Origin of the sequence: Streptococcus sanguinis SK49 (assembly GCF_000212815.1) — a bacterium.
Taxonomy (GTDB): Bacteria; Bacillota; Bacilli; order Lactobacillales; family Streptococcaceae; genus Streptococcus; species Streptococcus sanguinis_C.
Map to the genome: position 1 here is coordinate 174,940 of NZ_GL890985.1, position 21,949 is coordinate 196,888.

Sequence of the window (21,949 nt, forward strand, 5' to 3'; positions counted from 1 at the left end):
GTGTCTTAGCGAGGCAAGACCGTCGGTCGAAGCCGAGCTTAGAGACATTGATGCTGAGGAGCGTAGCGACGTGAGCGCTATGTGTCTTAACGAAAGGAGCTTGCTGGGTTAAAAAGATGTAAACCTTCTGACTACTTGTGATTGAGTGAGCTTTTGTGCTAAGATAAGGGGACAATGGAAAAAGGAGAGCGATGTGATTTTTTTATCTTTATGGGCTGGGCTGTTGAGTGGTCTTTGCTGGTTATTGGGGGATATTCTGCTGGTTGGCTTTGAGGTAGACAAGGAAAGTTATGCTTCCTTTACGGAGCAGAGTCGGATTGGCAATAAGAATCTGGCTATGCTGATGCTGTCTGGCTCTGTCAATCGGCTGCGTCTGGGTGCTCTGGTGGCTAACTTCTCAATCCCTCTTATGTTAGTCTCGCTTTATGCTCTCTTTGGTTTGACAAATAAGGGCTTGTGGGCTTATCTGTCAATAGCCTTGTTAGGAATTGGATTTGCCCTGTCGCCGGTGGCACATGTGGCCTTTTACTACGTTGGGATCATCAGCAAAAAGGCTTATAAACGAAGCGGCGGACAGGTTTGCTCAGACGAAGATAGCGGGCTTATCAATGAAGCAGTGCTCTTTCTAGATATAACCTGGCGGACAGCTATCGTTCTGACAGGTCTAGGCTGGCTCGTTTACTCACTGCTAATAGTTACCGGTCAGACAATATTGCCTGCTTATCTGGGGCTTATGACTCCTTTACCGCTCAGTCTGTTGACTATCTTACTGGTAGAAAAGCTTAGAATCGGACGCCCCTACCTTAACGGAGCAGGCCTAAACATAGGATTTAGTTTGTTCTATTTACTGCTCCTGCTTCATATAGGTTCTTAGGCGGCGAATCGGTAAAATTTCAGAAAAACAGAAAATCTATATATTAACCTATTGAAGATTTCCTCTTTCTATGGTATGATGAAAGAGGTCTCAAGAATCGTTGGGAGGATAAGACATGAAAAACCCTACTTTACTTAAAGAAATGTTACATTATCGCGGAAGAGATGAAATGCCCGACGATTTTGATACCTTTTGGAATAAACAAGTGGCAGAAGTGGAAGTGCCTCAGGACTACCAGTTGCTGGAAAAAGATTTTCAAATTGCATATGCGACGTGCTATGATCTAACCTTCAAGTCTGGAAACGGTGGACAAATCTACGCTAAGCTAGTTGTGCCTAAGTTATCAGAAAAAGTTCCGGTATTGTTTCATTTTCATGGTTATATGGGACAGGGCTGGGATTGGGCTGATATGTTAGCCTATACGGCAGCAGGCTGGGGTGTTGTGTCAATGGATGTCCGTGGTCAGTCTGGCTATTCACTGGATGGTAATAGAGAAGTCCGCGGCAATACTGTTAAAGGACATATTATCCGTGGGGCTCTGGATGGACCGGATCAGCTCTTTTTCAAGGATGTCTATCTGGATGTTTACACCTTGGTCGAGCTAGTGGCTGGTTTGGACTTTGTGGATGAAAACCGTTTGTCTAGTTTTGGCGGTTCACAGGGCGGAGCCTTGGCTTTGGTAGCAGCTGCTTTAAATTCTCGGATTAAGCAGACTGTAGCCATCTATCCCTTCCTTGCTGACTTTAGACGGGTTTTGGAGATTGGCAATACCAGTGAAGCCTATGATGAGCTCTTTCGTTATTTCAAATTCCATGATCCTTTTCATGAGACAGAAGAGCAGTTGTTGCAGACACTTGCTTATATTGACGTGAAAAATCTGGCCCATCGTATTAGCTGTCCAGTGCAGATGATTATTGGCTTGGAGGATGATGTTTGCTATCCTATCACACAATTTGCCATTTATAACCGCTTGGCTGGAGAAAAGGAGTATCATCTCCTGCCTGAGTATGGGCATGAGGCTATGAATGTCCGTGTCAGTGATACTGTCTTTAACTGGCTCTGCGGAACCAAAATAAAAAGACTTTCACTCTTTTCGGACTTTAAATCCGAGAGATAATATTCGTCCCCCCTTTGGGGCTAGGCCTTTGTCTAGCCCTTTTTACTTGCCTGAGGGAGCATAGAAATGAGAATCTTTTTAGAAGTTTGCTTGCTCTTTCATTGACTTTTCTACAAAACGGAATCCTGAAAGTACTTTCAGGAATTTCTATTTTTCTGGAAAATTCGGAAACTAAAATCTAAATCCCAAACAATATTGAAAGCGCTTTAAAAATTATTTATAATAACATTATGAAATACTCGAGTTAAAAAATGGAGTCTAGGATAAGGAAGTAAAAATATTTGTTTGCGGCCCTCTTCTCTGCTCCACCTGAGGTCCTAGGTAGTTGTTAGACTATCTGATCAGACCGATGTCTTACGAAAGGAGATTGTATATTCATGTCACAGATTTTAAAAGATGACTTGATAGCCAAGATTAAAGACGGCATCATTGTTTCTTGTCAAGCCTTGCCCCAGGAGCCACTTTATACTGAAGCTGGAGGAGTCATTCCTCTCTTGGTTAAGGCAGCTGAGCAGGGCGGTGCTGTCGGTATTCGAGCTAATAGCGTTCGCGATATTCGGGAGATTAAGGAAGTAACTTCTCTGCCCATCATCGGAATTATCAAACGTGACTATCCGCCACAAGAGCCTTTTATCACGGCTACCATGCGGGAAGTGGATGAGTTGGCTGCTCTGGATATTGAAGTCATTGCTCTGGACTGTACCAAGCGAGAGCGCCATGATGGCTTGACAGTTGCGGATTTCATCAAGCAGGTCAAGGCCAAGTATCCTCATCAGCTATTGATGGCAGATATCAGTACCTATGAGGAAGCTGCTGCTGCTGTAGAAGCTGGTGTAGACTTTGTCGGCACGACCTTATCGGGCTACACTTCTTACAGTCCCAAGGTTGACGGACCAGACATTGAGCTTATCCGTCGCTTGTGCCAGACAGGCTTTGATGTCATCGCTGAAGGAAAGATTCATTATCCAAGTCAAGCTAAGCAGATACATGATTTGAGGGTAAGAGGCATCGTTGTCGGCGGAGCCATTACTCGCCCTAAAGAAATTACAGAGCGCTTTGTTGCAGGATTAAAATAAGTGAGGTAGATGAATGACAACCTTAACACTAAATAAACTATATAAAAAATATCCTAATAGTGATTTTTACTCTGTTGAAAATTTTGATTTGGATATTAAGGATAAGGAGTTTATCGTTTTTGTAGGACCTTCCGGTTGCGGGAAATCAACAACCTTGCGGATGATTGCAGGACTTGAGGATATCACAGAAGGGGAGCTCTATATTGATCAAAATCTTGTCAATGACATTGCTCCTAAAGATCGGGATATCGCCATGGTTTTCCAAAATTACGCCCTTTATCCTCACATGACTGTTTATGACAATATGGCATTCGGGCTCAAGCTTCGCAAGTATGACAAGGCTGATATTGACAAAAGGGTTCAGGAAGCGGCGGAAATCCTTGGGCTGAAAGAACTGCTGGATCGTAAACCAGCCGACTTGTCAGGTGGTCAGCGTCAGCGGGTAGCGATGGGGCGGGCGATTGTCCGTGATGCCAAAGTCTTCCTTATGGATGAACCTTTGTCTAACTTGGATGCTAAACTGCGCGTGTCCATGCGGGCAGAAATCGCAAAAATTCACCGCCGTATCGGAGCGACGACAATCTATGTAACCCACGACCAGACCGAGGCCATGACCTTGGCTGACCGCATCGTTATCATGTCAGCTACTAAGAATGAAGCAGGAACAGGTACTATCGGCCGAATCGAGCAAATCGGTACGCCTCAGGAACTTTATAACGAACCAGCTAATAAATTTGTGGCAGGTTTTATCGGCAGTCCAGCCATGAATTTCTTTGAAGTGAACTTAGAGGGCAATCAGCTTACAGATGGACAAGGCTTTGCTGTTGGACTTCCAGACGGTCAGCGTAAAATCCTAGAAGAAAAAGGCTATCAAGGAAAGAAAGTGATACTGGGCATTCGACCAGAGGATATCTCGGCTGAGTTGATAGTAGAAGATACTTTTCCAGATAGCACTGTGGATGCTGAAGTCACCGTTTCTGAGTTGCTAGGCAGTGAGTCTGTTCTCTATTGTAAGGCTGGTGTACAAGAATTTTCAGCCAAAGTGGAAGCTTCTAACTATTTGGAGCCTGGCTCTAAGATTCGCTTTACCTTTAAGATGCCTAAGGCTCATATATTTGATTTTGATAGTCAGGAGAGAATCAAAATCTAAGAATTTTAAACGAAAATGAAAACGCTGTCTATAAAAAGAGAATTATTAAAAGGGAGTGAATTTATCGATTTAAGGTTCTAAAAATACTTATTTACTGTTCTGAAGAAACAGTAAAACAAGAAGGACTAACAGGTCCATGTCTGTCACCAGGTCCAATCCTTACTTGAAACTGGAAAAACAAAGGCAGATAAGTCTCTCAGTTTTTGTAAAGAAAAGGACTAGATTCAAGAGAAATTCATTTTTAAGGAGAAAAGAATATGAAATTCGGAAAATTATTCGCATCGTTATTGACAGGTGCTGCAATTGTTTCTTTAGCAGCTTGTGGAAACAATGGCGGATCAGATAAAACAGCTAGCTCTGGTAGTAATTCTGGCAAAACAGAGATTACTTGGTGGGCTTTCCCAGTCTTCACACAGGAAAATGCCAACGATGGTGTTGGAACCTATGAAAAATCAATTATCGAGGCTTTTGAAAAAGCGAACCCAGATATTCACGTCAATCTAGAAACTATTGACTTTAAATCTGGTCCTGAAAAGATTACGACCGCTATCGAAGCAGGCACAGCACCGGATGTTTTGTTTGATGCACCAGGTCGGATTATCCAGTATGGAAAAAATGGTAAATTAGCTGATTTGAATGATCTCTTTACTGATGACTTTGTCAAAGATGTCAATAATGATAACATTATCCAAGCCAGCAAGGCAGGAGACAAGGCTTACATGTATCCTATCAGCTCTGCTCCATTCTATATGGCTTTCAATAAGAAAATGTTGGAAGATGCTGGTGTAGCAAATCTTGTCAAGGAAGGCTGGACAACATCTGATTTTGAAAAAGTGCTGAAAGCTCTGAAAGATAAAGGCTACACTCCAGGTTCCCTCTTTAGTAATGGTCAAGGTGGTGACCAAGGAACTCGTGCCTTCATCGCTAATCTTTACGGCGGATCTATTACAGACGAAAAAGTTACCAAATACACAACTGATGATCCTAAGTTTGTCAAAGGACTGGAAAAAGCAGTTGGCTGGATTAACGACGGTTTGATGATGAACGGCTCTCAATATGATGGTGGAGCAGATATTCAAAACTTTGCTAACGGCCAAACATCCTACACTCTTCTTTGGGCTCCTTCTCAAAATGGTATTCAAGCACAACTTTTAGAAGCCAGCAAAGTCGATGTAGTGGAAGTACCGTTCCCATCAGAATCTGGTAAACCAGCTCTTGAATATCTTGTAAACGGATTTGCAGTCTTTAACAATAAAGATGAAAAGAAAGTAGCAGCTTCTAAAAAGTTCGTCCAATTTATCGCTGATGACAAAGAGTGGGGACCTAAGAATGTAGTTCGTACAGGTGCTTTCCCAGTTCGTACTTCATTTGGAAAACTCTATGATGATAAACGTATGGAAACTATCAGTGGCTGGACTCAGTACTATTCACCATATTACAACACTATTGATGGCTTTGCGGAAATGAGAACCCTTTGGTTCCCAATGCTCCAATCTGTATCCAATGGTGATGAAAAGGTTGAACCTGCTTTGAAGACATTTACAGAAAAAGCAAACGAAACAATTACTAAAAAATAAGCAAATGTGAAATCCTCCCCTTTTTCTGTTGACAGTTTCTAGAGGTAGAAAAAGGGGGATTTTGTTAGAAAATCTTGAAAGAGGGGTACCTCATTGTGAAAGTCAATAAAATCAGAATGAAAGAAACCCTAGTATCATACGCGTTTTTAGCTCCAATACTGATATTTTTCACGGTATTTGTCTTGGCACCTATGATTATGGGTTTTGTTACTAGTTTTTTTAACTATACGATGACCTCCTTTACTTTTGTCGGATTTGATAATTATATTCGGATGTTTAAAGATCCGGTCTTTATGAAATCGCTGATTAATACGGTCATTATCGTGGTCGGCTCTGTGCCGATTGTAGTTCTCTTCTCTTTGTTTGTGGCTTCGCAGACTTATGAGATGAATGCTGTCTCTCGTTCCTTTTACCGTTTTGTATTCTTCCTGCCAGTTGTTACAGGGAGCGTAGCTGTGACGGTCGTATGGAAATGGATCTACGATCCGCTGTCTGGTATTTTGAACTTTGTTTTGAAGTCAGGCCATGTCATCAATCAAAATATTTCTTGGCTTGGGGATAAACATTGGGCATTGCTAGCGATTATCATTATTCTCTTAACAACTTCTGTGGGTCAACCTATCATTCTCTATATCGCAGCTATGGGAAATATTGACAATTCTCTAGTTGAGGCTGCGCGAGTGGATGGTGCAACAGAAATGCAAGTATTCTGGAAGATCAAATGGCCTAGCCTGCTTCCAACAACCCTTTACATTGCTATCATTACTACGATTAACTCGTTCCAGTGTTTTGCCTTGATTCAGCTCTTGACATCAGGCGGACCTAATTACTCAACCAGTACCCTCATGTACTATCTGTATGAAAAAGCCTTCAAGTTATCTGAATACGGCTATGCTAATACCATGGGAGTCTTTTTAGCAGTCATGATTGCCATCATCAGCTTTGCCCAATTCAAGATTCTTGGAAACGATGTAGAATACTAGAGAAAGGAGAAAGAAGATGCAAACTAAAAAAATGAATGTTTTTAAGGTGGTATCAGGCTTTGTTCTGGCCATACTAACCATCCTCTTTGTCTTTCCTTTCTATTGGATTTTGACAGGAGCTTTCAAGTCTCAACCAGCAACGATTGTCATTCCGCCAGAATGGTGGCCAAAAATGCCAACGGTTGAAAACTTCCAGCAATTGATGGTGCAAAATCCAGCCATGCAATGGATGTGGAATAGTGTTTTCATTTCGCTTGCGACCATGTTTTTGGTCTGCGCCACGTCTTCTTTGGCAGGATATGTTTTGGCCAAGAAGCGGTTCTATGGTCAACGGATTCTTTTTGCCATCTTCATTGCGGCCATGGCTTTGCCTAAGCAAGTAGTACTGGTACCACTAGTGCGTATTGTTAATTTCATGGGAATTCACGATACCTTGGCTGCAGTAATCTTACCGTTGGTTGGCTGGCCTTTCGGAGTTTTTCTAATGAAGCAGTTCAGTGAAAACATCCCGACAGAGCTTCTTGAGTCTGCTAAAATCGACGGTTGTGGCGAAATTCGGACTTTCTGGAGCGTTGCTTTTCCGATTGTCAAACCGGGCTTTGCGGCTCTAGCTATTTTCACCTTTATCAATACTTGGAACGACTACTTTATGCAATTGGTTATGTTGACATCTCGGCAGAATCTGACAATTTCTCTCGGGGTTGCGACCATGCAGGCTGAAATGGCAACCAACTATGGCCTCATTATGGCTGGAGCAGCTTTGGCTGCAGTGCCAATTGTGGCGGTCTTCCTCATCTTCCAAAAATCCTTCACACAAGGAATCACGATGGGAGCTGTTAAGGGATAGAAATATGATTTTTGATCAATTAGAGAATCTCGTTCGCTATCGAGGGATTCACAAAAATATTGATATAGCTATTGATTATCTTCTGAGTCACAATGTATCAAATCTAAACTCAGGACGCTATGAAGTAGATGGTGATAGAGTCTTCTTCTTTTTGCAGGAAAATACTCTCAGTCAGCAGCAAGAGGAAAGCTTTGAATTTCACCAGAGATACTTGGACCTGCACTTTCTTTTGGAAGGGTATGAGCTGATCCAATACGGCTGTCAGATTAGAGAAGTTCAGGAATCCTATGATGAAGGTCGAGATATTGGTTTTGTTGTTTGCGAACAGGCTTATCCGCTCTTGTTAGACGGTTTCAATTTTGCCGCTTTTTTGCCAGAAGAAGCCCATCGGCCTAATCAATTTGCTGGCAGAGAAGAGACAGTTAAAAAGTGTGTATTTAAAGTTTTGTTGGATTAATATTTGAAAAGGAGGCTAGCAATGGATAAAAGAGGTACCCGATTGATAGAGACTATTTTTGATACGGATAATTTCTTTATGCAGATTTGTGAGAAAATCCTTGATTTAGCGACAGTAAACTTGCTTTTTCTGCTGACATCTCTGCCTCTTCTAACCATCGGTATTGCTAAGCTAAGCCTCTATCAAACTCTTTTTGAGATCAAAGGCGGTCGTCGTGTAAAAGTAACGGCTGTCTATATCAAGGCCTTCCGAGAAAATTGGCGACTGGGCTTCAAACTTGGCCTGCTGGAGCTGATGCTGTCTGCTATCAGTATTTTTGACCTCCTTCTTATCTGGGGTCAGGAGGCTCTGCCTTTTCAAATACTGAAAGTTGCCTGCTTTGCTCTTCTTATCTTTACAACAGCGCTCTTTCTGTGTGTATATCCACTGGCTGGCCGATTTGAGCAGTCTCTCATAGGTGGGTTACAGACTAGTCTAGTTTTGCTCAGTCTTAACTTTCCTTGGTTTTTCCTGATGATAGCCATTCTAGTAGCAATTTTGACAGTGCTTCTTAGTTCAGGACTTCTACTTTTACTAGGGTTATCGCTCTTTGCTTTAATCGGTTTTGCTGGATTGGCCTTCACGCAGATTACTGTTTTAGAGAAGATTTTTGCCAAATACGAAAGGCCTTAATTTATAGAAATTCTAGATTTGGAGATAAAAGAAAATGAAAAATATGACCAAATACCAAGGAGTCATTCCTGCTTTCTACGCTTGCTATGACGAGGAAGGTGAAATCAGCCCGGAGCGGACTCGCGCTTTAGTGGAATATTTCATCGCCAAGGGCGTGCAAGGTCTTTATGTCAACGGTTCTTCGGGCGAGTGTATCTATCTGAGTGTAGAAGACCGAAAACGGGTTCTAGAAGAAGTGATGAAAGTTGCTAAGGGGCGTCTGACTATCATTGCCCACGTGGCTTGCAACAATACTAAAGACAGCGTGGAGCTGGCTCGTCATGCGGAAATTTTGGGTGTGGATGCTATTGCAGCCATTCCGCCGATTTATTTCCGTTTGCCAGAGTATTCGGTTGCCCAGTATTGGAATGACATCAGTGCGGCGGCACCTAATACTGATTTCGTGATTTACAATATTCCTCAGCTGGCTGGTGTAGCCTTGACTCCTAGCCTTTACAAGGAAATGCTCAAGAATGAGCGCGTGATTGGTGTGAAGAACTCTTCAATGCCGGTGCAGGATATTCAGACCTTTGTAGCTCTTGGGGGAGAAGATCATGTAGTCTTTAATGGTCCAGATGAGCAATTCTTAGGTGGCCGTCTTATGGGTGCTGCAGCCGGTATCGGTGGTACATACGGAGCTATGCCAGAGCTCTTTCTCAAACTCAATCAACTGATTGCTGACAAGGAATTGGAACGTGCTAAAGAGTTGCAATATACGATAAATGCCATCATCGGAAAATTAACCAGCGCCCACGGCAATATGTACGCTGTTATTAAGGGTGTTTTGGAAATTAACGAAGGCTTGACCATCGGATCTGTCCGCTCTCCTCTGACACCAGTGCAGGAAAGTGATCGGCCGATTGTGGAAGAAGCAGCTCAGTTGATTAGACAAACCAAGGAGCAATTTTTATAAGCAACAGGATAAACACTAGAGAGAAGGTGTGCTATGAAACACTATGTTGCTATTGATATTGGCGGTACCAATATCAAGTATGGCTTAATCAACGAGGCGGAAACCTTGGTGGAAGCACATGAAATGCCGACGGAGGCCCACAAAGGTGGCCCGGGAATTATGCAAAAGGTTGAAGGGATTGTTGCAGGCTATTTAGAAAAAGGACCACTGGCTGGGATTTGTATTTCTTCAGCTGGCATGGTGGATCCAGATAAGGGTGAAATTTTCTATGCTGGGCCACAGATTCCTAATTACGCTGGCACCCAGTTCAAAAAAGTCCTGGAAGAAAAATTTTCCCTGCCTTGTGAGATTGAAAATGATGTCAACTGTGCTGGTTTGGCTGAGGCTATGTCAGGCAGTGGCAAGGGAGCCAAGATTGCCCTTTGTTTGACAATCGGTACAGGTATCGGAGGCTGTCTGGTCGTAGATGGCCAGGTCTTCCATGGCTTTAGTAACTCTGCCTGTGAGGTCGGTTACCTGCATCTACCAGACGGAGCCTTTCAGGATGTGGCATCTACAACTGCTTTAGTCAACTATGTGGCTGAGCTACACGGAGAAGACGCAGAACATTGGAATGGCCGGCGGATTTTCAAAGAAGCAACCGAGGGCAATAAACTCTGTATCGAGGGCATCGATCGCATGGTTGGCTATCTAGGTCAAGGAATTGCCAATATCTGCTATGTCGTTAATCCGGAAGTTGTTATCTTAGGAGGCGGCATTATGGGACAAGAAGCAATTCTTAGACCGCGTATTCAGGCGGCTTTGCAGGCTGCTTTGGTTCCAAGCATTGCTGACAAAACCAAACTGGCCTTTGCTCATCATCAAAATACTGCGGGTATGTTTGGGGCCTACTATCATTTCAAAAATAGACAAGCTTAACCTGAGATTTTTCTCAGGTTCCTTGTCTTTCAAGAGGAAAATCAAATGACAGAAAGAAGTTTCATTCAGGAAGCCGCTCAGCTTCTAGCTTCCTTGATGGAAGATTTTCAAAAGAAGACAATTCAATCAAGTGATGAAATTCGCTTTTACGAGTGTTTAGCAGAAGTTTTGAGGAGTTTGGAGAAAACCAAAGCTCTGGATAACCGTCTCCTCATTGCTCTTGAAAGATTTCATAAAAGTGCTAGTTTTTTAATTGGTCTTAGTAGCCTCAAACTGGATCAGCCTACTTATCAAAAGTGGCGTGCCTATGATGCTTTTCATATGGAAAAAATTCAGCCCCAATTAGAAATCTACGGGCCAATCCTTCTCTTGTGAAAGAAAGAGGAAAAAGTTAGACCGAAAAAGAAAAACGAGTCAGAAAATCCTGATTCGTTTTTATCTTTTGTGAATATTGCGACGGTAGTAGCCATTCAATTTCTGGTTTTCCCAATAGCTGTTAAAGATTCTTTCTTTCTTCTCGCGGTTAATCTCGAGGAAAAAAGCATAGATGAGGTCAATCATGAGAAGCATGGGAAATTGTGCGGAAATTCGCAGGATAAACTCAGGCTTGCTTTGAAGAGCAACAGGAACGACTTCAGTGAAGTCCTCTTGAATCTTTTCAGGCTGTCCTGTCACCAAGATGGTTTTTGCTCCCATATTTTTAGCGTCAATCAAGCTGTCAATGATGGACTGGGTCTGTCCGGATAGAGAAAATCCGATAACGAGGCAGTTCTTGTCCAGAATACTAGTTGTCCAAGCGAAGCCATCTTGGTCGGTTAGAGCTTCACAAACGACTCCCAGTCTCATGAAGCGCAGCTTCATATCACGTGCTACTAAGCCTGAGCTCCCTGTTCCAAAGAAATAAACTCGGTCCGCCTCTTCTATGATTTGAGCCACTCGCTCCAGCTTTTCCTCATCTATCAGTTCTTTTGTCTGCTGGTGGATTTGGTCATAGTTGTACAAGACATGACGTGATAAGCTGCTTTGCATATTATCCGACTCGGTTTGCGCCTTTTGTAGGTCCTGTAAATATTGAAAGTTAAATTCCCGATAACCTTTAAAGCCGCATTTTTTGGCGAAACGGGTCAAGGCTGCTTGAGAAATGTGCAAGGTTTGAGCGACTTGCAAAGAGGATAAATCCTTTTGAATACTATTTTGATCCAAAAAATAGTGACCAATCCTCTGTTCCAAGTCGGTCATCTTGTCAAGATGGCTCTCGATGATGGCCAAGATATTCTGCTGACTCATAAAATCACTTTCTTCATGGGATAATGTTTATTAAAAGTTTAAGGGCTGTTCTGGCTGGAAAGTACATTGAAGCCACTTTTACTTTTCTGCTATTCTATATTTGTCTTAGAATTTGTTTATATTATAACATAGTTATAGACAAATAAACCGTTTGCAAGACTGAAACTTATCAAGAGTGTACAGCTGAGACTGATTTGTAAGTATTGAAATGAATCAAATCTATATCGGCTTTTCTATCAGTTTGCGATAGTTGTTTAGCAATCTCTGACTGTTTTTCTGAAAATATGTTATAATTTATGCAAGTACGAAGCTGTATTCCAGAAGATGACTGTACCAGATGGTTGGACAGTCGGTCAGGAATGCAGATTTTAAAATCCGTTTTCGAAGGTTTTTGAAAACGAGGGGGTGAATAGATGGCCAATGAAACACTTGAAAAAATGCAGGAAATTGAAACTGCTGCAGAAGAAGTTTTGATGGGCTACAGGACGCAGGCTCAGGAGCTGCGGCAGCAGGTAGATGAAGATCTCAGGCAGCTGGCTCTGACTTATGATGATGAAACGCAGAAGTTGGCAGAGGAATTAACCGCGACTTCCCAGCAAAAGTTGGTGCTCCTGCAGCAAGACTTGGAGCAGACAACTCAGCAGAATGAGGATAAGGTTGAGGCTGCGCTGACAGACAAAAAAGCAGACTTGGCGCGAGCCATTGTAGAGAAGGTGGTAGAAGCCTATGGCCATTAGTCAAATGCGGCAGCTGTCTCTGCTTCTGCCCAAGGAACTGCTGGACCAGCTTCTCTTTTACCTACAGGGTTTAGAGTCGGTTCAGATTCATGACTTGCGGCAGGAAGAGGACTGGCAGGCAGCTTTTGAGCAGGCTTTAGTCGGCCGGCCGGATCAGCAGCTATCTCAGCAGGATTTGCTCGGTCGTCAGGAAAAGCTCGAGAGGCTGATTGCAGAGCTAGAGCCTTTTATGCCGAAAAAGAAACTGCTGGAATCCTTAAAAGAAGAGCCTTTAGAATTATCCTTTACTGCTTTAGAGCAGGCAGGGAAGGCTCGCGATGAGGTTGCGCTATTAGAAGGAATCAGCAAGCAGCTCAAGGTCTTGCAAGAGGCCAAGGGTCAGATAGAAGCTGATCGCTTAGAAGTGGCTGCGCTGGAGAAGTGGGAGCCACTGGAGCTAACACCGCAAGCAGCTGCGACTTTCAGCCATCTGGGAGCTTTGATTGGGACGATTCCCAATACCGACGACGATGCTCTGCGCTTGGCTCTGGGAGCACATCCTGACCTGAAGTTTCAGGAAGTCTTTACCGATGATACGGAGCATGGGGTTCTTATGTTTTACAAGACAGGCTCTCTGGAAGATGTTCGCAAAATCTTGAAAGAGTATGGCTTTAAGCCTTTTGAGTATGACCACGCGGAACTGCCTGCTGAGCGGATAGCCCTGCTCAAGGCCAACATTCGACAGCAGGAGGCTGTGGCGGAAGCTATGACCAAGAGCCTGGCAGCTTCCAAGAATGAACTGGATCAGCTCAAGGTTCAGCTGGACTATCTCTGCAATCTCTCCTCTCGTCAAGAAAGTAAAAATCAGTTAGCAAGTACGCAAAATCTGGCGGCCTTGGAAGGCTGGATTGAAAGCAATCAAGTTCAAGCTCTTGAGGCTTGCTTGACGGAGCAGTTCGGCCAGAGCATTCTCATACAGACCAGAGAGATTCGACAGGACGAGGAAGATAAGGTTCCGACCAAGCTTAAAAACAATGTCTTGGTGGAGCCTTTCGAGCTAGTGACGGAGATGTATTCTTTGCCTAAGTATGGTGATAAGGATCCAACCCCCGTCGTTTCCCTCTTCTATTTTGTATTCTTTGGCATGATGGTTGCCGACATCGGCTACGGCCTCTTGCTCTTTGTAGGCACCAGCCTGGCGCTGCACTTTTTGCATGTCAAGTCGGGGTTGGCTAAGAATCTGCGATTCTTCCGCCTGCTGGGTGTGGCAGTCATCATCTGGGGACTGGTTTATGGCTCTTTCTTTGGCTTTGAACTGCCCTTCGCTCTGATTAGCACCAGCTCTGATGCCATGACAATTCTGGTTATTTCGGTCGTCTTTGGCTTTGTTACAGTGCTGGCGGGCCTCTTCCTCAGCGGTCTGAAAAATATCCGCCTCAAGGATTATGCAGAAGCTTATAATGCAGGCTTTGCTTGGGTGCTGATTTTGCTGGGGCTGCTACTCTTGGCCCTGGGAAATTTCTTCCCATCCTTGGCCTTTGCAGCAACGATTGGTCAGTGGTTGGCCATCATCAATGCTCTGGGTATACTGGCAGTATCCATTGTCAGTGCTAAGAGCTTGGCAGGATTGGGGTCAGGTCTCTTTAATCTCTACAATGTCAGCGGCTATGTAGGAGACCTTGTCAGCTTTACGCGGCTGATGGCTCTGGGGCTTTCGGGAGCCAGCATTGGCTCGGCTTTTAACTTGATTGTTAGCCTCTTTCCACCTGTCGCTCGCTTTAGCATTGGCATTCTGCTCTTTATTGCCCTGCATTTAGTCAATATGTTTCTATCTTTTCTGTCTGGTTATGTGCACGGAGCGCGTTTGATTTTCGTGGAATTTTTCGGGAAATTCTACGACGGAGGCGGTAAGCCTTTCACTCCGCTCAAGCCTAGTGAGAAATACGTTCAGCAAAGTAAGAAATAAAGATTAGACACTATGGTAATAGATGAGAAGCTCATCTTTAGAAAAACACTTTCTAAAACATCAAAACAAGTATCATTCATTTAACTAGCTGTTGGTTTTACGACAATTACAGCATTTTCATAGGAGTAAATCATGGAACATTTAGCATCATATTTTGGAACTTACGGCGGCGCCTTTTTTGCAGGTCTGGGAGTAGCTTTGGCGGTCTTTCTCAGTGGAATGGGTTCAGCGCTGGGTGTTGGAAGCACTGGTCAGGCAGCAGCGGCCCTCTTGAAAGAACAGCCGGAAAAATTCGCTCAAGCTCTGATCTTACAGCTTTTGCCAGGTACCCAAGGTCTCTACGGCTTTGTTATCGGGATTACCGTCTTCTTTAATATCAAGCCAGAATTGGCTCTGCAATCAGGCGTAGCTTATTTCCTAGCAGCTCTGCCGGTTGCGATTGTTGGTTACTTTTCAGCCAAGCACCAAGGACGAGTGGCGACCGCTGGTATTCAGATTTTGGCCAAGCGTCCGGAAGAGGTCATGAAAGGGGTTATACTCGCGGCCATGGTTGAAACCTACGCCATCTTGGCTTTCGTTGTTTCCTTCATCATGGTTCTGAATGTGAAGTAAGGAGGCTTTTATGTCTGACATATCAGATCTCAAAGCTTCTGTCTTGGAGCAGGCTCACGAAAAGGGGCGTCTGCTTTTGGCCGAGGCTACTGAGAAAATAGAACAGGAAGCCAAGGAACGTGAGGCCCAGCTGGTTCGGCAAAAGCTTGGACAGCGAGAGCAGCAGCTGAAAGAAATCAGCCGGCGCAGCCAGCGTGAGATTCAGCAGCTGGAAAATCAAAAACGCCAGTCTACTTTGGTCATCAAGCAACGGGTTCTCGGAGAGCTTTTTGAGGAGGCCTATGCTCAGATGATGGCTTGGTCACCAGCTGAAGAAGAGCATTTTCTAAAGAGTGTCCTGGCTAAATATCCAGAGGAAGAGTTGACACTGGTTTTCGGTGCTCTATCCGCTGAGAAATTCAGCTCCAGTCAGTTAGAAGACTTGAAAAAAGCCTTTCCAAATGTGTCTTTTTCAGACCAGTCCATAGCCGGTCAGGCAGGTTTTGTGCTGAGCCAAGGACGAGTGGATGATAGTTATCTCTATCGTGACTTGCTGGACTCTGTCTGGCAGGAGGAAAGCTACCGACTGGCTCAGGATATTTTCAAAGACCAGGCAGAATAGGAGGCGGACCATGAGTGAAACAAGCTTCTCTCAAGTCAATACAGCCATTAGTGTGCAGGAGGCTTCCTTTTTGACGCCCCAGCAATATGATCAGTTGTTGCAGGCTGACGATGCTGCCAGCCGTTCGGCTCTTCTGCAGGGGACGGTCTATGCCATGGATGCTGAAGCTATCAAGGATCTCAATGCCATTGAGCAAGTACTGATGAAGCATTTGTATTCTGTTTATAATTGGGCGCTTGAGATCAGTCCTAGTAAGGAGTTGGTGGAGATTTTCACGCTCCGCTACACTTACCACAATCTCAAAGTTTTTCTCAAGGGTCGGGCGACAGGTCAGTCCTTGGAGCATTTGTTGATGCCAGTGGGGACCTATTCGCTGGAGGTTTTGGAGCACTTAGTCATGGCCTTTTCGGCTGAGTATTGTCCAGATTTCATGCTGGACGAGGTGCTTGCGACCTGGCAGGAATACCAGGATTATCAGGATGTGCGCGTGCTGGAGATTGGCATGGATATGGCTTATTTCAAGCATCTCAAGCGCCTGACACAGGAGTTGGAAGATGAGAGTCTGCTGCAGCTGGTGAATCTGACTATTGATTTTTACAATGCCATCACGGTCAAGCGGGCTGTTGGCTTGGGAAAACCGCGCAGCTTTATGAGGCAGCTTCTGTCTGATGAAGGAAGTCTTTCTGCTGCCAACTGGATTGCCATGGCAGAGCAGGGAGATTTCTTGACCTGGTTTAGTCAGGTCAATCCCTGTGGTTACGATCTGGATCTGCGCTCCTATGAGGAGAAAATGAGGAACCAGACCTTGACGACAGTAGAGCTAGAATATCTAGCGGACCTCTTGCAGGCTAAGTTGCTTGCGGCTGGTCAGTTTGAGACAGATGGACCGCTTCCTCTGGCCCGCTATCTGCTGGGCAAGGAGCTGGAAGTCAAGAATCTGCGGCTGATTTTGACAGGTATGGACAATCAGCTGCCAGTAGAGCTTATCAGAGAAAGGATGCGACCGATTTATGGACAAGACTAGCTACAAGATTGCTGTCGTGGGGAATCGTGATACCATTCTCCCTTTTAAGCTGATTGGTTTTCAGACCTTTCCGGTGAAGGAAGCTCAGGAGACGGTCAATACCCTGCGTCGGCTCGCTCGTGAAGATTTCGGCATTATCTATCTGACGGAGGATATGGCTGCGGATATTCCAGAAACCCTGGCCTACTATGACCAGCTGGAGATTCCTGCTCTTGTGCTCATTCCTACTCATAAGGGGAGCACGGGACTGGCTCTTTCGCGGATTCATGAAAATGTCGAAAAGGCTGTCGGACAAGATATATTGTGAGGTTTTTATGCGAATCAATCAACTAGGTCAACCCATTGGGGATGCTCTGCCGGATTTTCAGCTGGGGGAATTACCCAATCTGGAGCGAATTGAAGGCCAGTATGTTATTATCGAGCGTTTGTCCAAGGAGAAGCATGGGGCGGATTTGTATGAAGTGTATGGCCCAGATTCTCCTGCGGACATGTGGACCTATCTCTTTCAAACTCCTGCTCAAAGTCAGGCAGAATGGTCCCAGAAGCTAGATCAGATGCTGGCAGCACAGGACCGTTTTCACTATGCGATTGTGGACAAGGAGAGCGGAAAGGCTCTGGGGACTTTTGCCTTGATGAGGATTGACCGAATTAACCGCGTTATCGAAGTGGGAGCTGTGACCTATTCGCCCAACCTGAAGCGTACTAGACTGGCTACGGAAGCCCAGTACTTACTAGCACGCTATGTCTTTGAAGAGCTGGAGTATCGCCGCTATGAATGGAAATGCGATGCCCTCAATCAGCCGTCAAGGCGGGCAGCAGAGCGGCTTGGTTTCACCTATGAAGGTAGGTTTCGTCAGGCCCTTGTCTATAAGGGTCGTAACCGAGACACGGACTGGCTGTCTATGATTGACAAGGATTGGCCAGCTGTCAAGAGTCGTCTAGAAAAATGGCTAAGCCCAGACAATTTTGACGAAAAGGGCCAGCAAATAAAAGCCTTATCTGATTTTTAAAATAGAAAGTAACAATCCTTGCCCTAGAGCTAGCTAAGAAAGATTTTAAACTCGCGGCAAGAATCAAAAAATACTCTTTGGAAATGAAATTCAAACTGTTGCTTAGTTTGAGCTTAGATTTTCATTGAGAAACAAGAAAAATCTCCCAAGAATGGAGGAAGATTGTGAGTCAAGGAAAGATTATCAAAGTTTCTGGTCCTCTGGTGCTGGCATCAGGGATGCAGGAAGCGAATATTCAGGATATCTGCCGGGTTGGCGATTTGGGGCTGATCGGTGAAATTATCGAAATGCGGCGGGACCAAGCTTCTATTCAGGTTTATGAAGAAACTTCTGGCTTGGGTCCGGGAGAGCCAGTCATCACGACTGGAAGTCCTCTGTCCGTTGAACTGGGACCAGGCCTGATTTCCCAGATGTTTGACGGAATTCAGCGGCCTTTGGAGCGTTTCCAAACCATCACGGAGAGTGACTTTCTCGTCCGCGGTGTTCAATTGCCAAATCTAGACCGAGAGACTAAGTGGGATTTTGTTCCAAGTCTGTCTGTCGGAGATGCGGTTGAGGCAGGCGATATTCTGGGAACGGTGCAGGAGACCAATCTGGTGGAGCTCCGCATCATGGTGCCAGTTGGAGTCAGTGGACGTTTGACCAATATCTCAGCTGGCAGTTTCACTGTTGAAGAGACTGTTTACGAGATTGAGCAGGCGGACGGTTCTGTCTTTAAAGGGACTCTGATGCAAAAATGGCCGGTCCGTCGTGGGCGTCCTTTTGCTCAGAAGTTGATTCCAGTTGAGCCTTTGGTGACTGGCCAGCGGGTCATCGATACCTTTTTCCCAGTGACCAAGGGCGGAGCAGCAGCCGTACCAGGACCTTTCGGGGCTGGTAAGACTGTCGTTCAGCACCAGGTGGCCAAGTTTGCCAATGTTGACATAGTTATCTATGTCGGCTGCGGTGAGCGTGGCAATGAGATGACCGACGTACTCAATGAATTTCCAGAATTAATCGACCCAGCAACTGGCCAGTCCATCATGCAGCGGACGGTGCTGATTGCCAACACTTCTAATATGCCGGTGGCGGCTCGGGAAGCGTCAATTTACACAGGGATTACTATCGCAGAATATTTCCGCGACATGGGTTATTCTGTAGCCATCATGGCGGACTCCACCTCTCGCTGGGCAGAAGCCCTGCGGGAAATGTCCGGTCGTCTGGAAGAAATGCCAGGTGACGAAGGCTATCCAGCCTATCTTGGCAGCCGGATTGCTGAGTATTACGAGCGGGCTGGCCGGGTCAAGACGCTCGGTTCAACTGCGCGCGAAGGCTCTATAACCGCTATCGGGGCCGTATCACCTCCGGGCGGCGATATTTCTGAGCCGGTGACGCAAAATACCCTGCGGATTGTCAAGGTTTTCTGGGGCTTGGATGCCCAGCTGGCTCAACGCCGGCATTTCCCAGCTATCAACTGGCTGAGCTCTTACTCGCTCTATCTAGACGAAGTGGGAGCATATATCGACCAGCATGAGAAGATTGCTTGGGCAGAAAAGGTGACCAAGGCCATGAATATTCTGCAAAAGGAAAGCGAACTGCAGGAAATCGTGCGCTTGGTGGGCTTGGATTCCTTGTCTGAAAAGGACCGACTGACCATGAATGCAGCCAAGATGATTCGTGAGGACTACCTGCAGCAGAATGCCTTTGATGATGTGGACACCTATACTTCTTTCAAAAAGCAGGTGGCTTTATTGAGCAATATCCTGACCTTTGATGCGGAGGCCAATCGTGCCTTGGAGCTGGGAGCTTATTTCCGGGAAATCATGGAAGGAACGGTGGAGCTGCGTGACCGAATTGCCCGCAGCAAGTTTATTCATGAAGATCAGTTGGAAAAAATTCAGGGTCTCGGTCAGACTATTGAGGAAACCCTGCACCAGATTCTTGCCCAAGGAGGACTAGACAATGAGCGTCATTAAAGAATACCGCACCGTCAGTGAAGTTGTCGGCCCTCTGATGATTGTCGACCAAGTTGCTGGCGTGCATTTCAATGAATTGGTAGAAATCCAGCTACATGACGGAAGTAAGCGTCAGGGCCAGGTTCTGGAAGTCCAAGAAGACAAGGCTATGGTCCAGCTTTTTGAGGGATCAAGCGGCATCAATCTGGAAAAAGCCAAGGTCCGCTTTACCGGTCGTCCGCTAGAGTTGCCAGTGTCAGAAGACATGGTGGGCCGGATTTTCAATGGGATGGGCAAGCCAATTGATGGCGGCCCAGCTATCTTGCCAGAAAAATATCTGGATATTGATGGTCAAGCCATCAATCCAGTAGCTCGCGATTATCCAGACGAGTTTATCCAGACTGGTATCTCGGCCATTGACCACCTCAATACCCTGGTTCGGGGGCAAAAACTGCCAGTATTCTCTGGCTCTGGTCTGCCCCACAAGGAATTAGCCGCTCAAATCGCCCGTCAGGCGACCGTGCTTAACTCTGATGAAAACTTCGCCGTGGTCTTTGCGGCCATGGGGATTACCTTTGAAGAAGCCGAGTTCTTTATGAATGACCTCCGGGAGACAGGAGCCATTGATCGCTCGGTGCTCTTTATCAATCTGGCTAATGATCCAGCTATCGAGCGGATTGCGACGCCGAGGATTGCCCTGACAGCAGCCGAGTACCTAGCTTATGAAAAGGACATGCACGTTCTGGTTATCATGACTGACATGACCAACTACTGTGAAGCCCTGCGGGAAGTTTCCGCAGCTCGTCGTGAAGTGCCGGGCCGTCGTGGGTATCCGGGTTACCTCTATACTAACCTGTCCACCCTCTATGAGCGGGCTGGACGTCTGGTTGGCAAGAAAGGCTCGGTGACGCAGATTCCGATCCTGTCTATGCCAGAGGATGACATTACCCATCCGATTCCAGACTTGACGGGTTATATTACGGAGGGGCAGATTATCCTTTCACGTGACCTATACAACAGTGGCTATCGTCCACCCATCAATGTCCTGCCATCTCTGTCTCGTCTCAAGGACAAGGGTTCAGGTGAGGGCAAGACCAGAGGAGACCATGCTGCAACCATGAACCAGCTATTTGCTGCCTATGCCCAAGGCAAGCAGGCCAAGGAGTTGGCTGTCGTTCTGGGGGAATCTGCCCTGTCCGAAACGGACAAGCTCTATGTGCGCTTTACTGACCGCTTCGAGCAGGACTACATCAATCAAGGTTTCCAGACCAACCGAACCATCGAGGAAAGCTTGGATCTGGGCTGGGAACTCCTGTCCATCTTACCTAGAACGGAGCTCAAGCGGATTAAGGACGATATGATTGACCAATACCTGCCGCAGACCAAGGAGGAAGAAAGATGACGCGACTCAATGTCAAGCCGACTCGGATGGAGCTGAATAACTTAAAAGCCCGTCTCAAAACGGCTGTCCGTGGGCATAAATTGCTCAAGGATAAGCGGGATGAGCTGATGCGGCGCTTCATTGAGTCTGTCCGTGAGAACAATCAGCTTCGCCAAAAGGTCGAATCCGCTCTGGTCGGCCATCTGCAGGATTTTGTCATGGCCAAGGCGCTGGAGAGTGACCTCATGGTCGAGGAGATTTTTGCTGTGCCCACGCGGGAGGTCAATCTGCATGTGGAGACTGAGAATATCATGAGTGTGCGCGTGCCCAAGATGTACGCCCATATTGACAATCCGCATACTGATGACGAGGGAGAGGTGGTTTATAGCTATGTGGCGTCTAACAGCCAGATGGATGAAACCATTGAAAGTATGAGCGATCTGCTTCCTGACCTGTTGCGACTGGCAGAGATTGAGAAAAGCTGCCAGCTCATGGCGGATGAAATCGAGAAAACCCGCCGTCGGGTCAACGGACTAGAGTATGCTACCATCCCTGACCTCAAAGAAACCATCTACTACATCGAAATGAAGCTGGAGGAAGCCGAACGGGCCAGCCTCGTCCGAATGATGAAGGTGAAGTAAGATGTGGAGGCGTTAAAAAACGACTGAAAAATAGGAACTGGACGATGGATTCGATGAATCCGAGCCAGTTCTCTTTTTTCCGAGTTTTTAGCCGAAGCTCGATTTAGCTGAGCTAACCCAGAGTGAATAGATATATTCACAGCAAAAATAGACG

23 protein-coding genes and 1 pseudogene are annotated in these 21,949 nt (G+C 45.7%); 23 read left to right on the top strand and 1 reads right to left on the bottom strand.

Translation table 11 applies throughout. From position 1 onward, the window contains the following. Positions 1 to 7 precede the first annotated feature (7 nt). The 13 genes and pseudogenes from HMPREF9380_RS11970 to HMPREF9380_RS09990 form a co-directional block, all read left to right on the top strand. Positions 8 to 112 (top strand): annotated as a pseudogene (locus HMPREF9380_RS11970) (shikimate dehydrogenase); the annotation flags it as partial. 81 nt (positions 113 to 193) lie between these two features. Further along, complete coding sequence (locus HMPREF9380_RS10045) at positions 194 to 874, top strand: DUF6796 family protein (protein ID WP_032907129.1); 681 nt, start codon at positions 194 to 196, stop codon at positions 872 to 874. 115 nt (positions 875 to 989) lie between these two features. After that, positions 990 to 1,991, top strand: a complete 1,002-nt coding sequence (locus HMPREF9380_RS10040; RefSeq protein WP_002931784.1) for an alpha/beta fold hydrolase — start codon at positions 990 to 992, stop codon at positions 1,989 to 1,991. A gap of 377 nt (positions 1,992 to 2,368) precedes the next feature. Beyond that, complete coding sequence (locus tag HMPREF9380_RS10035; protein ID WP_002931786.1) at positions 2,369 to 3,067, top strand: N-acetylmannosamine-6-phosphate 2-epimerase; 699 nt, start codon at positions 2,369 to 2,371, stop codon at positions 3,065 to 3,067. 13 nt (positions 3,068 to 3,080) lie between these two features. Further along, the gene (locus tag HMPREF9380_RS10030) at positions 3,081 to 4,217 is read left to right on the top strand and encodes an ABC transporter ATP-binding protein (protein WP_002931787.1); all 1,137 of its coding nucleotides are present in this window, start codon (positions 3,081 to 3,083) and stop codon (positions 4,215 to 4,217) included. A gap of 257 nt (positions 4,218 to 4,474) precedes the next feature. Then, positions 4,475 to 5,794: an ABC transporter substrate-binding protein gene (locus HMPREF9380_RS10025; protein ID WP_002922735.1), complete on the top strand. Its 1,320-nt coding sequence runs from the start codon at positions 4,475 to 4,477 to the stop codon at positions 5,792 to 5,794. A 95-nt stretch (positions 5,795 to 5,889) separates the two neighbouring features. Further along, the gene (locus HMPREF9380_RS10020) at positions 5,890 to 6,777 is read left to right on the top strand and encodes a carbohydrate ABC transporter permease (protein WP_032906291.1); all 888 of its coding nucleotides are present in this window, start codon (positions 5,890 to 5,892) and stop codon (positions 6,775 to 6,777) included. A gap of 16 nt (positions 6,778 to 6,793) precedes the next feature. Continuing rightward, positions 6,794 to 7,624 (top strand): carbohydrate ABC transporter permease, encoded by an 831-nt coding sequence (locus HMPREF9380_RS10015; protein ID WP_002905745.1) that lies wholly within the window; start codon positions 6,794 to 6,796, stop codon positions 7,622 to 7,624. Positions 7,625 to 7,628: 4 nt separating this feature from the next. After that, positions 7,629 to 8,081: a NanQ anomerase/TabA/YiaL family protein gene (locus tag HMPREF9380_RS10010; protein ID WP_002931788.1), complete on the top strand. Its 453-nt coding sequence runs from the start codon at positions 7,629 to 7,631 to the stop codon at positions 8,079 to 8,081. Between the two features lie 21 nt (positions 8,082 to 8,102). Continuing rightward, positions 8,103 to 8,753 (top strand): DUF624 domain-containing protein, encoded by a 651-nt coding sequence (locus HMPREF9380_RS10005; protein WP_002931791.1) that lies wholly within the window; start codon positions 8,103 to 8,105, stop codon positions 8,751 to 8,753. Positions 8,754 to 8,787: 34 nt separating this feature from the next. Further along, positions 8,788 to 9,705: an N-acetylneuraminate lyase gene (locus HMPREF9380_RS10000; RefSeq protein WP_002931793.1), complete on the top strand. Its 918-nt coding sequence runs from the start codon at positions 8,788 to 8,790 to the stop codon at positions 9,703 to 9,705. Between the two features lie 33 nt (positions 9,706 to 9,738). Further along, on the top strand, positions 9,739 to 10,623 hold the full coding sequence (locus HMPREF9380_RS09995) for an ROK family protein (protein ID WP_002931797.1): 885 nt from the start codon (positions 9,739 to 9,741) through the stop codon (positions 10,621 to 10,623). A 45-nt stretch (positions 10,624 to 10,668) separates the two neighbouring features. Continuing rightward, positions 10,669 to 10,998, top strand: coding sequence for a hypothetical protein (locus HMPREF9380_RS09990; RefSeq protein ID WP_002931800.1), 330 nt, complete (start codon positions 10,669 to 10,671; stop codon positions 10,996 to 10,998). Between the two features lie 60 nt (positions 10,999 to 11,058). Here HMPREF9380_RS09990 and HMPREF9380_RS09985 read toward each other — a convergent pair whose 3' ends face one another. Continuing rightward, positions 11,059 to 11,910: a MurR/RpiR family transcriptional regulator gene (locus tag HMPREF9380_RS09985; protein ID WP_002931802.1), complete on the bottom strand. Its 852-nt coding sequence runs from the start codon at positions 11,908 to 11,910 to the stop codon at positions 11,059 to 11,061. Between the two features lie 413 nt (positions 11,911 to 12,323). Between HMPREF9380_RS09985 and HMPREF9380_RS09980 the strand changes: the two genes are divergently transcribed. The 10 genes from HMPREF9380_RS09980 to HMPREF9380_RS09935 all read left to right on the top strand — a co-directional run bounded on the left by HMPREF9380_RS09980 (position 12,324) and on the right by HMPREF9380_RS09935 (position 21,795). Continuing rightward, a complete protein-coding gene (locus HMPREF9380_RS09980) occupies positions 12,324 to 12,647 on the top strand; it encodes a hypothetical protein (protein ID WP_002926428.1) in 324 nt (107 codons plus the stop codon). Then, positions 12,637 to 14,592 carry a V-type ATP synthase subunit I gene (locus HMPREF9380_RS09975; RefSeq protein WP_002931803.1) on the top strand — a complete coding sequence of 652 codons (1,956 nt, stop codon included), beginning with the start codon at positions 12,637 to 12,639 and terminating at the stop codon, positions 14,590 to 14,592. Before HMPREF9380_RS09980 ends, HMPREF9380_RS09975 begins: the two co-directional genes overlap by 11 nt. A 132-nt stretch (positions 14,593 to 14,724) precedes the next feature. After that, positions 14,725 to 15,204 carry a V-type ATP synthase subunit K gene (locus HMPREF9380_RS09970; RefSeq protein ID WP_002898768.1) on the top strand — a complete coding sequence of 160 codons (480 nt, stop codon included), beginning with the start codon at positions 14,725 to 14,727 and terminating at the stop codon, positions 15,202 to 15,204. Positions 15,205 to 15,214: 10 nt separating this feature from the next. Further along, a complete protein-coding gene (locus HMPREF9380_RS09965) occupies positions 15,215 to 15,805 on the top strand; it encodes a V-type ATP synthase subunit E family protein (RefSeq protein ID WP_002926425.1) in 591 nt (196 codons plus the stop codon). Positions 15,806 to 15,815: 10 nt separating this feature from the next. Then, complete coding sequence (locus tag HMPREF9380_RS09960) at positions 15,816 to 16,829, top strand: V-type ATPase subunit (RefSeq protein ID WP_002931805.1); 1,014 nt, start codon at positions 15,816 to 15,818, stop codon at positions 16,827 to 16,829. Continuing rightward, entirely contained in the window at positions 16,816 to 17,136 is a 321-nt protein-coding gene (locus HMPREF9380_RS09955; protein WP_002894448.1) for a V-type ATP synthase subunit F, read from the top strand. The genes HMPREF9380_RS09960 and HMPREF9380_RS09955 overlap by 14 nt, the downstream gene beginning before the upstream one ends. Before the next feature lie 7 nt (positions 17,137 to 17,143). Continuing rightward, positions 17,144 to 17,839 carry a GNAT family N-acetyltransferase gene (locus HMPREF9380_RS09950; RefSeq protein WP_002931807.1) on the top strand — a complete coding sequence of 232 codons (696 nt, stop codon included), beginning with the start codon at positions 17,144 to 17,146 and terminating at the stop codon, positions 17,837 to 17,839. Between the two features lie 164 nt (positions 17,840 to 18,003). Then, on the top strand, positions 18,004 to 19,794 hold the full coding sequence (locus HMPREF9380_RS09945; protein ID WP_002931809.1) for a V-type ATP synthase subunit A: 1,791 nt from the start codon (positions 18,004 to 18,006) through the stop codon (positions 19,792 to 19,794). After that, entirely contained in the window at positions 19,781 to 21,175 is a 1,395-nt protein-coding gene (locus tag HMPREF9380_RS09940; protein WP_002894454.1) for a V-type ATP synthase subunit B, read from the top strand. Before HMPREF9380_RS09945 ends, HMPREF9380_RS09940 begins: the two co-directional genes overlap by 14 nt. Further along, positions 21,172 to 21,795: a V-type ATP synthase subunit D gene (locus HMPREF9380_RS09935; protein WP_002931815.1), complete on the top strand. Its 624-nt coding sequence runs from the start codon at positions 21,172 to 21,174 to the stop codon at positions 21,793 to 21,795. The genes HMPREF9380_RS09940 and HMPREF9380_RS09935 overlap by 4 nt, the downstream gene beginning before the upstream one ends. Positions 21,796 to 21,949 lie beyond the last annotated feature (154 nt).

Excerpts from the sequence above, each read along its gene's own strand:
- HMPREF9380_RS10040 (WP_002931784.1), top strand. The coding sequence starts at position 990 with ATGAAAAACCCTACTTTACTTAAAGAAATGTTACATTATCGCGGAAGA.
- HMPREF9380_RS10035 (WP_002931786.1), top strand. The coding sequence starts at position 2,369 with ATGTCACAGATTTTAAAAGATGACTTGATAGCCAAGATTAAAGACGGC.
- HMPREF9380_RS10030 (WP_002931787.1), top strand. The coding sequence starts at position 3,081 with ATGACAACCTTAACACTAAATAAACTATATAAAAAATATCCTAATAGT.
- HMPREF9380_RS10025 (WP_002922735.1), top strand. The coding sequence starts at position 4,475 with ATGAAATTCGGAAAATTATTCGCATCGTTATTGACAGGTGCTGCAATT.
- HMPREF9380_RS10015 (WP_002905745.1), top strand. The coding sequence starts at position 6,794 with ATGCAAACTAAAAAAATGAATGTTTTTAAGGTGGTATCAGGCTTTGTT.
- HMPREF9380_RS10010 (WP_002931788.1), top strand. The coding sequence starts at position 7,629 with ATGATTTTTGATCAATTAGAGAATCTCGTTCGCTATCGAGGGATTCAC.
- HMPREF9380_RS10005 (WP_002931791.1), top strand. The coding sequence starts at position 8,103 with ATGGATAAAAGAGGTACCCGATTGATAGAGACTATTTTTGATACGGAT.
- HMPREF9380_RS10000 (WP_002931793.1), top strand. The coding sequence starts at position 8,788 with ATGAAAAATATGACCAAATACCAAGGAGTCATTCCTGCTTTCTACGCT.
- HMPREF9380_RS09995 (WP_002931797.1), top strand. The coding sequence starts at position 9,739 with ATGAAACACTATGTTGCTATTGATATTGGCGGTACCAATATCAAGTAT.
- HMPREF9380_RS09990 (WP_002931800.1), top strand. The coding sequence starts at position 10,669 with ATGACAGAAAGAAGTTTCATTCAGGAAGCCGCTCAGCTTCTAGCTTCC.
- HMPREF9380_RS09985 (WP_002931802.1), bottom strand. The coding sequence starts at position 11,910 with ATGAGTCAGCAGAATATCTTGGCCATCATCGAGAGCCATCTTGACAAG.
- HMPREF9380_RS09980 (WP_002926428.1), top strand. The coding sequence starts at position 12,324 with ATGGCCAATGAAACACTTGAAAAAATGCAGGAAATTGAAACTGCTGCA.
- HMPREF9380_RS09975 (WP_002931803.1), top strand. The coding sequence starts at position 12,637 with ATGGCCATTAGTCAAATGCGGCAGCTGTCTCTGCTTCTGCCCAAGGAA.
- HMPREF9380_RS09970 (WP_002898768.1), top strand. The coding sequence starts at position 14,725 with ATGGAACATTTAGCATCATATTTTGGAACTTACGGCGGCGCCTTTTTT.
- HMPREF9380_RS09965 (WP_002926425.1), top strand. The coding sequence starts at position 15,215 with ATGTCTGACATATCAGATCTCAAAGCTTCTGTCTTGGAGCAGGCTCAC.
- HMPREF9380_RS09960 (WP_002931805.1), top strand. The coding sequence starts at position 15,816 with ATGAGTGAAACAAGCTTCTCTCAAGTCAATACAGCCATTAGTGTGCAG.
- HMPREF9380_RS09955 (WP_002894448.1), top strand. The coding sequence starts at position 16,816 with ATGGACAAGACTAGCTACAAGATTGCTGTCGTGGGGAATCGTGATACC.
- HMPREF9380_RS09950 (WP_002931807.1), top strand. The coding sequence starts at position 17,144 with ATGCGAATCAATCAACTAGGTCAACCCATTGGGGATGCTCTGCCGGAT.
- HMPREF9380_RS09940 (WP_002894454.1), top strand. The coding sequence starts at position 19,781 with ATGAGCGTCATTAAAGAATACCGCACCGTCAGTGAAGTTGTCGGCCCT.
- HMPREF9380_RS09935 (WP_002931815.1), top strand. The coding sequence starts at position 21,172 with ATGACGCGACTCAATGTCAAGCCGACTCGGATGGAGCTGAATAACTTA.